Here is a 15,332-nt window from a genome sequence, read left to right on the forward strand (position 1 = left end):
CCTATTCACCCGTGGCGTCTAACGCCACGGGGTTAGTCGGCGAAGGCTTCCTTGAGCAGCTGCTCTTGCTCAGCCTGGTGCACCTTGGAGATGCCTGTCGCGGTGGAGGACTGGGCGCGGCGGGACACCCGCTTGAGGCGGGGCAGCTCCGGTAGGAACTCCTGAATGCGCTCGTTGACGAACGGCCAGGCACCCTGGTTGGCCGGCTCATCCTGGACGTAGCGGATCTCTTCAAGGTTCGGGAAGGAATCGAACGCGTCCCGCAGCCGGTTGAACGGCAGCGGGTGGATCATCTCCAAGCGAACGATCGCAATGTCCTCGCGGCCGAGTGCGGCACGCTTCTTCTCCAGCTCGTAGTAGATCTTGCCCGAGCACAGCAGCAGTGTCGTGACCTTTTCGACGTCGCCGACCGCCTTGCCGGTGTAGTCCACCAGGCGCGGGTCGTTGATAACCGAGTGGAACTTCTTCACATCCGTGAATTCCGACGGATGGGACACGGCGTCCTTGTTTCGCAGCATCGACTTCGGGGTGAAAACGATGAGCGGGCGACGCATCGTACCCAGTGCGTGGCGGCGCAGCAGGTGGAAGTAGTTCGCCGGGACCGTCGGCTGGGCGACGGTGTAGGATCCTTCGGCTGCCAATTGGAGGAAGCGTTCGATGCGGGCGGAGGAGTGGTCCGGCCCCTGGCCTTCGTAACCGTGGGGGAGCAGCAGAATCAGGTTGGAAAGCTGACCCCATTTCGCCTCGCCGGAGGAAATGTACTCATCGATGATCGTCTGGGCGCCGTTGGCGAAGTCGCCGAACTGTGCCTCCCAGGCGACGACGGCATCAAGGTTGCCCACCGAATAGCCGTACTCGAAGCCCATGCCCGCGTACTCGGTGAGCGCCGAGTTGTACACCATGAACTTGCCGCCGTTGCCGGTCTCCTGGGCCACCTCGTGCAGCGGGTTGTACTCGGCTCCGGTCTCCGGGTCGAAGGCGACCGCGTGGCGCTGAGTGAAGGTGCCGCGGCGCGTGTCCTCACCGGCCAGGCGGACGAGCTTGCCCTCCGCTGCCAGGGAGCCGAAGGCGAGCAACTCTGCCCACGCCCAGTCGATACCGCCCTTGCGGACTGCCTCGGCGCGCTTCTTCGCCACCGGCTTGACACGCTTGTGATAGGCGAATCCCTCCGGCGGGTTGGCATAAGCCTGCCCGATAGCGTCCAAGGTAGCAATGGACACGGACGTGTCGAGGCCTGTCGATAGCTCCTGCGAACCGGCGATGCCGGTCTGCTTCTCAGCCGTGGCCTTGCCGGCCTCCTTGACGTCTTGGAATACGGACTCCATCTGGTCATGGAAGTCGCGCTCGGCGGCCTCGGCGTCCGACTGGGACAGATCGTGACGGCCGACGAGCTCCTCGGTGTACTTGGCGCGAACCGATTTGCGGTTGTTGATGAGCTCGTAGAGTTCCGGCTGCGTCATCGTCGGGTCGTCGGCCTCGTTGTGGCCGCGTCGACGGTAGGCAATCAAGTCGATGAAGACATCCTTGCCGAAACGCCGGCGGTACTCAGTCGCCAACTGAGCAACCCACACGACCGCCTCGGGATCGTCGCCATTGACATGGAACACCGGCGCGTCGAAGCCCTTGGCCAGGTCCGTGGCGTAATAGGTAGACCGTCCCGAATCAGGGGTGGTGGTGAAGCCCACCTGGTTGTTGACGACTACGTGGATGGTGCCACCCACGGCGTAACCACGAAGCTTCGACAGGTTGATGGTCTCCTGGACCACGCCGAGGCCGGCGAAGGAGGCGTCGCCGTGCAGCATGAGCGGCACCACGGTGTAGCCGTCCTGGCCCTTATCGATGAGGTCTTGCTTCGCGCGGGCCAGCCCCACCATGACCGGATCCACAGCCTCCAGGTGCGACGGGTTAGCAGTCAAGGTGACCTTGATCTCACCGTCGCCGAACATCTGCAGATGCTGACCTTCAGCGCCGAGGTGGTACTTCACGTCGCCCGAACCGCCGGTCTGGCCACCGACCATTCGGCCTTCGAACTCGTTGAAGATGTCGCTCAGCGGCTTGCCAACGATGTTGAACAGGACGTTGAGGCGGCCGCGGTGCGGCATGCCGATGACCACTTCGTCGAGGCCCTGCCCAGCGGCGGTATCGATGACTGCGTCCATGAGCGGGATGAGGCTTTCGGCGCCTTCGAGGGAGAAGCGCTTTTGACCCACGTACTTTGTTTGCAGGAAGTTCTCGAAGGCATCGGCGGCGTTGAGCTTTTGCAGGATGTACTTCTGCTCCGGGTTCGTCGGCTTGGGCATTCCGGCCTCCAGCCGATCCCGCAGCCACTCGCGCTCATCCCGGTCCAGGATGTGGGTGTACTCCGTGCCCACCTTCTGGGTGTAGGCATTGCGCAGCACCTTCATAACCTCGCGGAGGGTCATGGTCTCGCGGCCGGCGAAACCACCGACGTTGAAGGAACGATCCAGGTCCCACAGCGTCAGCCCGTGGGTCGCCAGGTCCAGGTCGCGGTGATCCGGGATAGGCAGACCCGGCTGCTGCCAGCGCAGCGGATTCGAGTCCGCGATGAGGTGTCCGCGAGAACGGTAGGCCTCGATGAGTTGGGCCACCCGAGTGTTCTTGTCGATACCGGTGTTGGGCAGATCCTGCGCCCAGCGCATAGGAGCGTAGGGAATCTCAAGGGAGTCGAAGATGTGATCCCAGAACTTGTTATCAACGAGCAGTTGAGAGATGGTGCGCAGGAACTCACCGGATTCCGCGCCCTGAATCACGCGGTGATCGTAGGTCGAGGTCAGCGTGAGTAGCCGGCCGATGCCCATCTCTGCCAGCCGGTCGGGGGAGGCGCCGGCGAACTCCGCCGGGTAGTCCATGGAGCCAACGCCCACGATGGTGCCTTGGCCCTTAGTTAGGCGGGGGATGGAGTGCCGGGTACCGATGCCGCCCGGGTTCGTTAGCGACAGGGTCACCCCCTGGTAGTCTTCCAGCCCTAGTTTGCCCAGCCGAGCGCGGTCGACGATGTCCTCGTAGCCGGTGAGGAACTCCTTGAAGGACTTGTTCTCGCACTCCTTGATGGCAGCGACGACGAGCGCCCGCGAGCCGTCCTTCTGCGGCAAGTCGATAGCAAGGCCCAGGTTGATGTGCTCGGGTGTGACCTTGTGCGGCTTACCCTTGTCATCAAGCTCGTAAGAGGCGTTCATATCCGGGTGGTTGAGCGTTGCCCGGATAAGCGCGTAGCCGATGATGTGGGTGAAGGAGACCTTGCCGCCCGTGGTGCGCTTGAGGTGCTCGTTGATCATCGAGCGGTTCTCCCACATCAGCTTCACCGGCATGTCGCGCACGGTGGTGGCGGTGGGGATTTCCAGCGACTCATCCATGTTTTTCGCGATGGCCTTAAACATGCCCTTGATGAGCGCCGAACCCGGCTTCGGGGCGTCCTTCGCCAGATCCATGGGGGAAGGCTTGGCCTTCCGGGCGGGTTTCTCGGCCTTCTTCGCCTTCTCCTCAGCTACCTGCTGAGCCTCGTGAGGCTGCGAGGCGGTCGAGGGTGCGGAGGGAGCAGAGGCTGGCTTAGCTGACGTCTTCGCGGATTCTGGCTTCTGTACCGGGGTGGTTGTAGTGGTGCCCGCGGGCTTGGAAGCGACGGAGTTCGGAGCTCCCTCGGCCTCGAAGAGCTCCCGCCACTCCGGCCCGACCGAGGAGGGGTCCTTCTTGAACTGCTGATACATATCGTCCACCAGCCATTGGTTTTGACCGAAAGAGTTGACGCTGCTCACGAGTACTGTTCTCCTAAAAAATATGCGTATCGGTATCGAACTCGATTAGCGGCCACCCACCCTAGCGCAATATTCATGCGCGGGACCGGGAGAGCCCGATTCGGGGCTAGGGAGGCTACCCCCGTCGTGCGGGCAAAGGTGGGAGCTTGAATCACCCCGCATTCTACGGTGCTTCCGTGTTAAGCTCCCACATCTCGGCGTAAAGACCACCCCTATTTAGGAGAGTGTCGTGGTCGCCCTGTTCCACCACTCGGCCCCGGTCGAGCACGACGATGTGATCTGCTCTCGGGGCTACCGCCAGCCGGTGTGCGACAATAACCGTGGTACGGGACTTATTCCCACACAGTCGATCGTGCTGCGCTGCCCGATCCGCGGCGTCGAGGAAGGTGGCCTCCGTCGTCGGATCGAGCGACGCCGTCGCCTCATCGAGCAACAACACCAAGGGGCGGGACAGCTCCGCCCGGGCGAGGGCCACTATCTGACGCTGACCAGACGATAACCCCCGACCGCGTTCACCAATGTGGGCGTTAAACCCACCCGCTATGCCGGCGATGATCGATAGGGCGCCGATGCGGCGAACGGCATCTTCCACCTCGCCATCCGTCGCTCCCGGCGTGCCGTAGCGAATGTTGTCCGCCACCGAACCAATGAATAGGTGCGCGTCCTGCGGCACCTGGACCATCGCCCGACGCCACACGGGAAGGCGGAAGTCACGTACGTCGACGCCGCTCGCCGTGACCCGACCTTCGTTCGGATCATAGAAACGGGCCAGAAGCTTGATGATCGTGGACTTCCCGGCGCCGGTGGGCCCCACGATGACGGTGGTGCTATGGGGTGGAAGCGCGACACTGAGCCCCTGCGCCACGGGGTGATCAGTCTCGGGGTAGGCAAAGGTCACCTCCTCTAGCGCGAGGGAATGACTTGCCGCATGAGCATCCACGCGGTCGCCCTCGTCGCGGACGTCGGACTCCTGAGAGAGCAGGTCAGTGATCCGGTCAAAGGACACCCGGGCGCGCTGCCACGAGTCGAACACCATTCCGAGCGTTTGCAGCGGACCGAACATCTGCGTGAGATACATCAAGAAGGCAACAAGCACACCGGGTGAGAGCGCGCCCTCGGCAACACGCGCAGCCCCAAAACCGACGATCAAGGCCGACGTGAGTTGAGAGATTGCCTGAATGCCCGGGAAGTACAACGCGGCTGCCACTTGTGCCCGAAGTCGCAGGCGGCGGTAGCGCAAAGAGGAGCCTTTCAGATCCTCGAGCATGGTCGACGTTGCGTCGTGCATTTGGGTGACGCGCAGCGCACTGATCGCCTCCTGGAAGGTGGCGTTGACGTGACTGATTTCCTCCCGAGCAGCGCGGTAAAGCCGCCGGGAGACAGAGCGGAATACGACGGTGATGACGCCGATGACCGGGATCGCTATCCCAGCGAGAGCGGCGAGCGCGACGTCGGTGTAGACGAGCATCCCCAACACACCGACGAGGGTTCCGAGCGCGACGACCATTTGCGCCAAGCCCGTTTGTAGAAACACTGAGAGCTGGTCGATATCCGTGGTCATCCGGGTCATAATGGCTCCGCCTCGGCGAGCCTCGAAGTAACTCATCGACAGGCTGTTGAGGTGCTGGAAGCTGCGCACACGCAGTGCGTAGAGGAGCCTTTCCCCGCATCGAGCGGTGATGACGGTCTGAGCTCGGAGGGACCCCCAGGCCACGGCGACGACGAGTAGTCCGATCCCCGCCACTGCAACAAGAGTGGCGTTGTCCTGGGCGACCACGCCACGGTCGATGGCAGCGCTCATGAGCCTAGGAAAGACCAGCCCCGCGACGACTCCGACAACCATGAGAGCCGCGGCCGCGGCAATCAATCGCGATACCGGTGCGAGCAGATGGGTGATTCGGAACCGCGATCCCTCCACGACCACGGAGGCCGGGGAGATCCCGGGTTCCTCATCAGCCGGTGGTAGCTGAGAAACCCGCTCAAGCAACTCCGGCGTTGAGGCAATATCGCGCATGGGCCCGCCGCGGCCGTAGGACGGGGTAGAGGCGTTGAAGTGCTCCGTTTTAGTGGTGTCCACCGCTGGCCACAGCAGCTCTCTGCTCGGTTCGGCGTGGTGCTCGTCCAAGGTGAGGTCGCTGGGCTTGGGGCGCATGATTGCCTGGAATTCCTCGGTTTCGGCAATCTCGGAATACGTACCTGTGAGCTCTATTCGGCCTCGGTCGATGATGGCGACCCGGTCAGCAAGAGCCAGCGTGGAACGCCGGTGCGCGATAACGAGGACCGCCATGGTGCCGAGGTCCTCACGCAAGGAGTCGATAAGCAGATGCTCCGTGCGGGCGTCGAGGGCGCTGGTGGCGTCGTCAACGATGAGGACTCGTGGCCGTCTAAGGAGCGCTCGGGCGAGGGCGATGCGCTGGCGTTGCCCGCCGGAGAGTGTCAAGCCCTGCTCGCCGACGACGCTGTCGTAACCGCTCGGGAAAGCGGTGATGAAGTCGTGGGCCTGGGCGAGTGTGGCCGCGGTGATGATCTCTTCTTCGGAAACGGTATCCGGAGCACCCAGCCGGATATTGTCCCGGATGGACGCGTTGAGAAGGAAGGCGTCGTCGAAGACGCAGCACACGGCGGACCGGAGATCTCTCTTGCGCAGCTGGGGGTATGGGATCTCCTCGCCTGCGCCAGTCAGGGCGATACTGCCGCTGGTGGGCGCGTAGAAGCCTCCAACAAGCTCGGTGAGCAGGGTCTTGCCGGAGCCAGGAGGACCGATGAGGGCGGTGACTTCGCCAGGTTTCAGCGTCAATGACGCCCCGGCGAGGGTGCTCCCGTAGTAAACGTCGCGAATCTCAAGACCGAGCGGGCCCGTCGGCACTACCGCCGGGTGCTCGGGTTCCTCCTGTTCTGGGCGAAGATCGAGGACCTCGTCAATGCGCACTACCGAGCTCATCCCCAATTGAACATTGACCGCTATGAGTGTCAGGGCGGAGACCGATTGGGCCAGGGTCGTGAGGTAGGCGGCGGAAGCGAAATAATCACCGATGGAGATGAAGCCACGCTGAGCCAACACGGCGCCGACGACGATGGTGATGACCAGCGCAAGACGGGGCAGCTCCGTCAAAGCCGGCTGATAGCGGGCGGTGAGTTTCGCCGAGCGCAGTTTGACCGCGTACAGCGCCCGGCTCAGGGCATCGAGTCGAGCTACTTCACGGTCTTCCTGGGCGAAGGCCTTGACGATGCGGACCCCCGTGACGTTTTGTTCGACGTGCGTGGCGACTTCCGCGGACGCCTGCTGCGCGGTCCAGGTGGCAGCGAAGAGGGTGCGGCCGGACCTCCGAGCGAGAAGCACCAGGATTGGGATGATGGCCAAGGAAATTGCTGTGAGCAACGGGGATGTTCCCAGCAGGAAACCGGTGACGAGGATGATCTGGAGCAGCCTCGACAGGCCGATGGGGCTCTTGATGAGCACCGTATGGACGCCGCCGAGGTCGCTGATCGCCCGGGATACCACCTGCCCGGTCACCAGGCGGTCCTGGCCGGGGCCGTCGAGGCGTTGGAGGTTCGCGAGCAAGTCAACTCGGAGGGTGTGCTGCACGCTTAAGGCGAGAGCCCCTGAACTTACTTTCCGGAGGGCCTGGAATGCGAAAGAGACAACCGCCGCGATGACGATCGTGGCGATTGTGTGGCGAAGCGCTTCCGGGGTGTGAGCCGTGGCCGTGTCGATGGCCTTACCCGTGAGCGCTGGAATCGTCGTACTTGCTACGACGGTGATGACGGCGGAGACCACGCACAGAGCAGTCAGCGCCTTGTGTGCTGCGAGCGAACGATAAAGAAGTCTGGTTCCGCGTCCCACCGGGGTCTCGCTAGTGCTTCATGGCTTCGATAGCGAGGGCGTCGAGTTCCTCATCCTCGCTGGGTTCTTCGTCTTTCTTCTTGAAACCAAGCCGGGGAATGAGGTCGCCTAGCCGGGTGGATAGAGCGGTGGCCGCAGACTTTACGCGCTCTACCGCGCTACGGCCCTCTTCTTCGGACTTCTTTTCCTCCTGCGGCGGTAGGGCGGTGGCGAATGTGGCCGGGGTGGCGCCCATGGCGTCCCTGACGTTGGAGATGATGCCCTTTGCCAGGCGTCGATTGACGACGGCGCCGGCGATTGCACCAATACCCAAAGGCATGAGTTTGCCAATCCAGCCGGTCATGAACCGCTTGGTGACCCGCTTCAGAACCAGTTTGGTCAGGCGATTATTGATAGGTGCGAGGGTCGGCCCGGAGAGCTTCCCGAGGGCGCGCAGGGACGCGGTGGTTCCCTTGGCGGACTGGCTGGCCAGGTCCCCGACCAGCGCCTCAACGAGGGCATTGCCCTCGGAGCCGAGGAGAGCGAGGAGCACGAGGGCGCGGCGACGCTCCGGGTCGCGAACATCCACGCCACGCAGAGCTGCGCTGGCGACCGTGTAGAAGGCGGCGCCGTCGAGGAACACTAACGATTCGCCGGCGACGGCCGCGGATCCCGTGACAAAGCCGATGCCGGGAAGAGCCGAGGCGGCACCTACGCTCGCGCCGGAGCCGGAGGACAATCGCGTGAAATGCTTGTCCAGGCGGGCCTGAATGTCGGCCGGGGCGTCTTCGGGGTGCCGGCGGCGAAGCGCCGTGAGGTAGGACTCGATGGTCGACGTCTGGAGTTCGATGGCGCGGTCGAGCGCATTGATGAAGGTACGCCCCACGGTGCCCAGGTTGTCATCGAGCTTCTTCATGTCGGAGCTGAGCTCGGCGCCCAGGTTGGTGGCGAGGTCCTCGGACTGGTTCGTCGTCATGGTTAGGTTGCCGACCTTTCTGCTCGGTGTTGATGTGTTCGCATTTTAAGCGGTGGGGGCCCGGGGTCGGTAATTTAGTTAGACTAAAAACGGTTGCCCGCCTGGGCAGTCACTCCCTAGTCACGTCCCGTGGAAGGACACAGTGATCATGAGCTTCTTTGAGGACATCGCAACGGCCTTGGATGCCGAGGGAATCGAGTCCCGCGTCCATGATGACACCATGTTTGTGCCGATCACTTCCGACCTGGAGATCCAGTTCGTGGAGATCGACCCCGTCATCCCCGCCGCCAATGTCTACATCGCTGCCGCCGACGTCGACGTCGACGACGAAGAATTCGAGGCACGCCTCGTCTCGGTTGTGTTTTCTGTGTCGGATGCTGTGTCCACGGTGGCCAGCTACGTTGCGGAGGATCAAGTGGTCACGGTGCTCGAAGACCTCTTGGAGGGAACCGACGAGCGCATCGCCGACCTCGAATTCTTCCAAGACGCGTTTGACCCCAACCTGGTTCGTGCTGAGGTCGGAGACAACTCCGAACTGCGGGTGGTCGTTGAGGTCATCGATGGCGTGCCCACCGCCAGAGTTCAGTTCGTGGTGGAACTGGGCGGCTACGAGGACGCTCTGGACGAGATCATCGGGGAGCTGTGGGAATCCGATGCGGATGACGTCCTTAGCGAAGAAGACCGCCAGCGCCTCTTCGCGGACGTGCTGTTCGAGCCCACGGAGGAGTACCTGGGTTTGGGGGAATTTGTCGACTTCGACAAGCTCTTCGACGTGCTGTCGCTGGCAGCAGACCAGGCGGCGGACTGGGAGGAGCAATTGGACTCCTTCGATGATGAGGACTTCCCGGAACCGGAGATCTACGACATCTTCGGAGAAGATGACCTGGATGACGAGGACGTAGACGACGACTTCGACGATCTGGACGACGATCTCGACGTACTCGGTGAGCCGGACGGCCCCCTGGCGGAGGACGATCGTTAAAGCTCTACGCGGCGGCGTGATAGCCGACGAAGAGGGACGCCGGAGAGCGCACCGGCCGGTAGGCAGCGTCGACTAACCACACATACGTCGCCGCGCATCGACTACCGACGTCGTGCACGGCACCGAGTTCGCGCTCTCCCACCAACTCTGCCATCCATGCGTCGGACCGTGCACGGGGCACGGGCAGTCCCGATGGTTGGGTTATTCGGATCGTCACGAGGTAGACGGGGGTGCGGGTCTCGCCGTAGCCGAGAAGGCGGGCCCGGACTTTGGGGCCCACCCGGTACCGAGAAACGGCGGCGGTGAAGCCGCCCCGTCCAGCCGGGTGAGGCAGGGTAACGGTGGGTGGCCGCCAGGTGGCGGTAGGACGGGCGAGCGAGCGAGGGTGAACGACGGCGGCATGGAGGGCTTCGAGTGCGCGGCGGCGGGATTCGGTGCGGGACTCTTTAGTGGTGAACATGTCTCAGACGTTAGAACATGATTCGAACACGAAGCTTAGGCGAATAGAATAAGCGTTCTATTGCGGGGGTGGTTAATGCCTGGCGAGCGGCAGGGATAAGGTGGAGCCCGTCATGCCTCCACATCGCTTTCACCCCCGGAATTCCGATCGCGTCAGCCTGCCCCGAGAGATCTGGATCCTCGTAGCGGCGGCGTTTCTCATCGCCCTTGGCTACGGCCTCATCGCCCCCATTCTCCCGCAGTTCATCCTCACCTTCGACGTTTCGATGGCGGCGGCAGGCATGGTCGTCGCCATCTTTTCGGCGTCGCGACTGCTGTTCGCCCCGGTATCGGGAACCCTCATTGATCGCCTGGGGTCCCGGCGGGTATACCTCACCGGTCTCGTGATCGTCGCAGTGACCACCGGATCAATCTCCTTGGTCACCGAATACTGGCACATCCTTGCCTTGCGAGCAGTAGCGGGCATCGGATCGACAATGTTCACTGTCTCGGCGATGGGCTTGATCGTTCGTATCGCCCCCGCGAATGCGAGAGGCCAGGCGTCGGCGGCCTACGGTTCGGCCTTCCTCATCGGAAACGTCATCGGACCCATTGCTGGAGCTGCGATGAGTTTCCTCGGCATGCGCTGGCCATTCGTCATCTACGGCGCGGGGGTGGCGCTGGCTGCCGTCGTCGTCTGGTGGCAGATGCCCAGAACTGCACCGACAAAGCAGTCGGACACCACCGCAGCACCCCCACAGCAGCCACCGCTGCGCCTCGGCGAGGCCTGGCGCGACTCCGCCTTCCGGGCAGTGGTGGTGTCCAACGTGGCACACGGATGGAACAACATGGGGGTCCGGGTATCAGTGTTGCCGTTGTTCGCCGCTGCCGTGTTCGCCGACGGGGCAGCCCTCGCCGGACTCGCGATGGCCGCTTTTGCACTTGGAAACGCGGTGGTCCTGCAATTCTCCGGAAAGATGGCCGACTCCTACGGGCGAAAGCCCCTCATCGTTGCCGGATTGGCCGGAACGGCGGCGCTCATGGGGGTGATGGGCTTCGCAGACACCGGGGCGACCTTGCTCCTCGCCTCCTTGCTGGCTGGGGCAGCGGCAGGGCTACTCAACCCTGCACAGCAGGCGGTGCTCGCCGACGTTATCGGCGCCGATCGACCTGGCGGAAAGGTGCTTTCCGCTTATCAAATGTCGATGGATGCGGGCCAGATCCTGGGGCCGGTACTGGTGGGGGCGTTGGCTGACCGCTTCGGTTTTGCTCTCGCCTTCGCGGTTAGCGCACTAGTCGCCCTTGCCGGACTCGCCGCGTGGTCGCGCGGTAGAGAAACACTGACCCGTAGAGGGCAGTAGCTGGGTCCGGCGCAGTGCGGCGCTACAGCGGGAAGGAGTGACCCTCAATCTGGATCTCGGTAGCACCTTCCGGGATGATGAACGCGCCGTAGTGCTGCGCCTTCGTGCCAGGGTCGACAGGCTTGCCCCAGGACTCGTAGCCGTCTACCTCACGGCAATCGAGAGCGGCCACGGCGGGTAGAACCTGTCCCTGGGCATCGACATAGTCGGGGCCGTAGAGCGTGGCGAAGGGTGCGGAGTCGGGATTGTCGATCCGCTCCGCCTCTTGCTCCACCCACAGCTGGACATACTGGGCACCAGTGAGGTCATCGAGCTTCTCGCCGGGGGTGTATTCGCCGGCAGCGCATTCCCCACCCAGTTGGAGATTCTGAACAGTGATGAAAATGTCGTTTTCCGGCAGCGAGGAAATCTCGATCCGGTCGCTGTAATTGGTGCCGGGCGCGGCCGCGGCGGAGTCGCTCTTCGCCGGGGCGGATTCGGCCGAGCTAACGGCGGAACCCTGGCTGCCGGCGCCCGGGGTTTCGATCGCAGGGGCGTCGGTGGCCGAGCTGTCCGAACCGGCATCGTTCGAGGGAAGCAGGGAACAGCCGGAGAGCGCGAAGGCGGCGACGGTGCCGAGGGCGGCAAGGGCACGGATACGGGTCATGGGTCATCCTTTCCACTAGAAAGTAGACAAAGTCTACCGTCAATGACCCGCTCACGGTTCTCTGCCGCCGTCGCTGCGGGTGTGCTGCCTACCCCTCGACCTTGAAGGAACGGCCCTCGACGTGGACCTCGGTGATGCCCTCCGGCACGATGAAGGCCCCGTACATGCGGGATTTATTACCAGGGTAGACAGGATCTCCCCAAGGCTCATGACCGTCAACTTCCTGGCAGTCAAAGGCAGGTTCGGAGGTGCTTGTGAAGCCCTCGGCGTCCACATAGTCGGGGAACAGGAGCGACCCATAAGGGAAGGGGCCGGGGTTGTCCAGGCGCTCGACATCGATCTCCGCCCAGAGCTGGAGATACTGCTTGCCCTCGAGATCGTCCACCTCTTCGCCGGGATTCGCGCCGCCGTTAGCACACTCGCCGCCGAGCTTGATGTCCTGGACAGTCACGAAGATGTCGTTATCCGGCATCTTTGACATTTCGAAACGCTCGCCGAGTTTCCCGGCGTTGCCGTTCTTGCCCTCGGACTGGTCAGCGGACGTAGTGCTTTGGGCCTGTGAGTCCGCAGCGGGAGCCGCGGCGTCGTCGCTCGGCCCGGAGCAGCCAGCCAACACCAGGCTGGCTGCAACACCGGCAGCAGGCAGAAGCCGTCGAAGAGTTATGAAATAGTCCTTTTCTTTCGGGGCGCTGGAACAATTACTCAGCAGGATAGAGGCGGTTGAACACCATCTCCGCAACGTTGTCGATCTTCTCCGCGTAGCCATCGCGCTGATTGAGCTGGGAGCCAACCACGCGGTCTGCGTAACCCAAGCCGCGGATGGGGGAGTGGACGTCCTGCGCGGTAGCCGGCATGGAATGCATGTGAGGAACTGGGCCGAGCAGGTAGGAGTCCTGATCGGGCTGCCCGAGGCTGGCGGCGATACGTCGAGCCTCGTCGTTGAAACGGCCACGGAAGCGCTCAAATGCTCCGATGAACTGCTCCTGGCCGCCGGACGAGCGGCGGATGTACTCCAAGGTCGTGTATCCGAGGTAGGACAGGCTGTGGCCGTTATGCCCGCGCAGGCGCAGGGGCGCGGATTTTTCCTCCACGTCCATCGCATATTCCCGCCACCGCGTCAGGGCGGCTTCAGACATCTCGCTATAGGAGGACACCCACTGCTCGAACCATCGCGCCAGGTTGCCGAAGGCGTGGAAGCTGAACAAGTCGGTGGAGGTAGGGGTGACGAAGGCATCGCACCCGAGAAGCACGGTGCGGTTAAAGGGGCCCAGGCTGGGGCCGACGTCGAAGAACACAACGTCGTAGCGGTTCTGTTCCTCCATGGCAGTGACCAATTGCCCCACCCAGTGAACACGCCGGAAATCGGCGGTATTACGCCCGAGGGCATTCTGCCAGGCGGCGCTCATGTCGTCTTCGATCTGGGACAGGTTGGGATGACCGGGGAGCAGGTCGACGCCGAAGCGTTCGGCACGCAGCACCGGAACCCGAGCATCGATGGACGTCTCGCCTTCGCGCAGCGGGATGAAGGTGCCGAAGATAGTCTTGACCAGGGATTCCGGGACGTGTCCGCGGCCGTCAAGGTCGGGTCCGTACAGTTTCTCTGTCTGCTCGTCGGACAGCATGAGCTGCGTGGCGTTACATTGCGGGTCGCAGTCGATATAGAGCACTCGTTTGCCGCGCCGGGCAAACTCGTGGGCGACGTTGGTCGATAGGGTGGTCTTTCCCACCCCGCCTTTGTTGTTGAAGAAGCTCAGTGTTTTGATGCTCATCATCGCCGCCCGTGGGATCGGTTTTCTCTTAGTTATCGACTAGGAATTATACAACCATGGCTCAGCACCGCACCCTCTTTGACGTGGGGGATTCACGGTGCTGAGCGGGCCGTTAGTGCTTCAGCTCAATGGCCGAGTAGTCCACGGGGGCGATGACCTTCGGCCGCCCGGTAGCGAAGTACAAGACCGTCATGACGGCCAGGAAGCCGACGCCGACGGCGAGAGCCACGTGGTACTCCTCCAGCCAGACCATGATCGCGAAGGTGAAGCCAATGAAGGCGATGGCGAAGTACTGACCGAAGGGGTAGAAGGGCACTGGGAACTTCAGCGACGCCACCTCCTCGGCGGACATCTGGCGCCGCGAGGCAACCTGGGCAAGGAGGATCATCAACCACACATACACAGTGGCGAAGGTGGCCAGCGCGGCGACGATCTCGAAGACGCGCTCGGGCAGCACGGCATTGAGGATCACGCCAGCGATGAGGACGACGAGCATGATGACCGTCGTCATAATCGGCACTCCAGACGAGGAGACGCGGCCCATGATCTTCGGCGCCAGGTTTTCCTTGGCGAGACCGGTCAGTACGCGGCCAGCGCCGAACAGGTCCGCGTTGATGGCGGACAGCGCGGCGGTGATGACCACGAGGTTGAGCAGTGCCGCGGCCCAGCTCACACCGAGGGTCTCAAAGATCTGGACGAAAGGCGACGCCTCGCCGGTAATCGCGGACCACGGGTTAAGCATGAGAATGACGAGGATGGCGAGCACGTAAAACAGCAAGATACGCACGGGCACGGTGTTGACGGCCTGCGGAACGGAACGGTCCGGGTCGTCGGCCTCAGTGCCGGCCACGCCGATGATCTCGGTTCCGCCGAATGCGAAGAGAACGAGGATGAAGGATGCCACCATTCCCTCGATGCCGTTGGGGAAGAAGCCGCCGTCGTTGATGAGGTTGCCCGGGCCCGTCGGGGTGCCCTCGGTGGACAGCCCGAATGCCAACACAGCAGCACCGCCGACGATCATCGCCACCACCGCGGTGACCTTGATGATCGTGAAGACAAATTCCAGCTCGCCGAACCATCGGACGCTAGCCAGGTTGGCTGCACCCACAATGCACAACGTCGCCGCCACCCAGATCCACTGCGGGGCGTCGGGGAACCAAAAGCCCATGTAGATAGCGATGGCGGTGAGGTCTGCGATGCAGACGATGAGCATCTCGAAAGCGAACATCCAGCCGGTAATGTAGCCACCCCAGCCACCGAGGTGGGCGCGGGTGTACACAGCGAAGGAGCCGCGAACCGGGTGGTGCACACTCATCTCGCCGAGCGCACGGAGCATGAAGTACACGACGGCGCCGCCGAAGAGGTAGACCAGCAGGACCGACGGACCAGCGGCCTGAATGGCGCCCGCCGAACCGTAGAACAGGCCAGTGCCGATGGCGGAGCCGAGGGCGATGAAGTGGATGTGGCGGTGCTTCAGCCCGGCGGTGCGGGGGCGTTCAGGAGCCGCGCTAGCAGTGTGAGACATGAGAAGACGACGTCTTTCTACGAAGGTTTATGTCAGGCA

General features: G+C 63.1%; 10 protein-coding genes. 2 read left to right on the top strand and 8 right to left on the bottom strand.

Annotation, left to right across the window (positions count from 1 at the left end):
* Positions 1-32: 32 nt before the first annotated feature.
* The 3 genes from CUTER_RS04105 to CUTER_RS04115 form a co-directional block, all read right to left on the bottom strand.
* Positions 33-3,773: a multifunctional oxoglutarate decarboxylase/oxoglutarate dehydrogenase thiamine pyrophosphate-binding subunit/dihydrolipoyllysine-residue succinyltransferase subunit gene (locus CUTER_RS04105; RefSeq protein WP_047259343.1), complete on the bottom strand. Its 3,741-nt coding sequence runs from the start codon at positions 3,771-3,773 to the stop codon at positions 33-35.
* A 163-nt stretch (positions 3,774-3,936) separates the two neighbouring features.
* Complete coding sequence (locus CUTER_RS04110) at positions 3,937-7,617, bottom strand: ABC transporter ATP-binding protein (RefSeq protein WP_047259344.1); 3,681 nt, start codon at positions 7,615-7,617, stop codon at positions 3,937-3,939.
* A gap of 10 nt (positions 7,618-7,627) precedes the next feature.
* Complete coding sequence (locus CUTER_RS04115) at positions 7,628-8,572, bottom strand: hypothetical protein (RefSeq protein WP_047259345.1); 945 nt, start codon at positions 8,570-8,572, stop codon at positions 7,628-7,630.
* 148 nt (positions 8,573-8,720) lie between these two features.
* Here CUTER_RS04115 and CUTER_RS04120 point away from each other — a divergent pair, with 148 nt between their 5' ends.
* A complete protein-coding gene (locus CUTER_RS04120) occupies positions 8,721-9,554 on the top strand; it encodes a hypothetical protein (RefSeq protein ID WP_047259346.1) in 834 nt (277 codons plus the stop codon).
* Positions 9,555-9,558: 4 nt separating this feature from the next.
* On the opposite strand, the gene CUTER_RS04125 is transcribed toward CUTER_RS04120, so the two are convergent.
* Positions 9,559-10,014 (bottom strand): hypothetical protein, encoded by a 456-nt coding sequence (locus CUTER_RS04125; RefSeq protein ID WP_047259347.1) that lies wholly within the window; start codon positions 10,012-10,014, stop codon positions 9,559-9,561.
* A gap of 112 nt (positions 10,015-10,126) precedes the next feature.
* Here CUTER_RS04125 and CUTER_RS04130 point away from each other — a divergent pair, with 112 nt between their 5' ends.
* Complete coding sequence (locus CUTER_RS04130; RefSeq protein ID WP_047259348.1) at positions 10,127-11,353, top strand: MFS transporter; 1,227 nt, start codon at positions 10,127-10,129, stop codon at positions 11,351-11,353.
* A gap of 22 nt (positions 11,354-11,375) precedes the next feature.
* Here the strand turns inward: CUTER_RS04130 and CUTER_RS04135 are convergent, their stop codons facing one another.
* The 4 genes from CUTER_RS04135 to CUTER_RS04150 form a co-directional block, all read right to left on the bottom strand.
* Positions 11,376-11,999: a hypothetical protein gene (locus CUTER_RS04135; protein WP_047259349.1), complete on the bottom strand. Its 624-nt coding sequence runs from the start codon at positions 11,997-11,999 to the stop codon at positions 11,376-11,378.
* An 88-nt stretch (positions 12,000-12,087) separates the two neighbouring features.
* On the bottom strand, positions 12,088-12,615 hold the full coding sequence (locus CUTER_RS04140; protein WP_047259350.1) for a hypothetical protein: 528 nt from the start codon (positions 12,613-12,615) through the stop codon (positions 12,088-12,090).
* Between the two features lie 82 nt (positions 12,616-12,697).
* Positions 12,698-13,762, bottom strand: a complete 1,065-nt coding sequence (locus CUTER_RS04145) for a ParA family protein (RefSeq protein WP_047260600.1) — start codon at positions 13,760-13,762, stop codon at positions 12,698-12,700.
* A 118-nt stretch (positions 13,763-13,880) separates the two neighbouring features.
* Positions 13,881-15,293, bottom strand: a complete 1,413-nt coding sequence (locus tag CUTER_RS04150; protein ID WP_047259351.1) for an amino acid permease — start codon at positions 15,291-15,293, stop codon at positions 13,881-13,883.
* Between the last annotated feature and the right edge of the window lie 39 nt (positions 15,294-15,332).

The organism is Corynebacterium uterequi (genome assembly GCF_001021065.1).
Lineage (GTDB): Bacteria > Actinomycetota > Actinomycetes > Mycobacteriales > Mycobacteriaceae > Corynebacterium > Corynebacterium uterequi.

Excerpts from the sequence above, each read along its gene's own strand:
- CUTER_RS04120 (WP_047259346.1), top strand. The coding sequence starts at position 8,721 with ATGAGCTTCTTTGAGGACATCGCAACGGCCTTGGATGCCGAGGGAATC.
- CUTER_RS04130 (WP_047259348.1), top strand. The coding sequence starts at position 10,127 with ATGCCTCCACATCGCTTTCACCCCCGGAATTCCGATCGCGTCAGCCTG.
- CUTER_RS04135 (WP_047259349.1), bottom strand. The coding sequence starts at position 11,999 with ATGACCCGTATCCGTGCCCTTGCCGCCCTCGGCACCGTCGCCGCCTTC.
- CUTER_RS04115 (WP_047259345.1), bottom strand. The coding sequence starts at position 8,572 with ATGACGACGAACCAGTCCGAGGACCTCGCCACCAACCTGGGCGCCGAG.
- CUTER_RS04150 (WP_047259351.1), bottom strand. The coding sequence starts at position 15,293 with ATGTCTCACACTGCTAGCGCGGCTCCTGAACGCCCCCGCACCGCCGGG.
- CUTER_RS04125 (WP_047259347.1), bottom strand. The coding sequence starts at position 10,014 with ATGTTCACCACTAAAGAGTCCCGCACCGAATCCCGCCGCCGCGCACTC.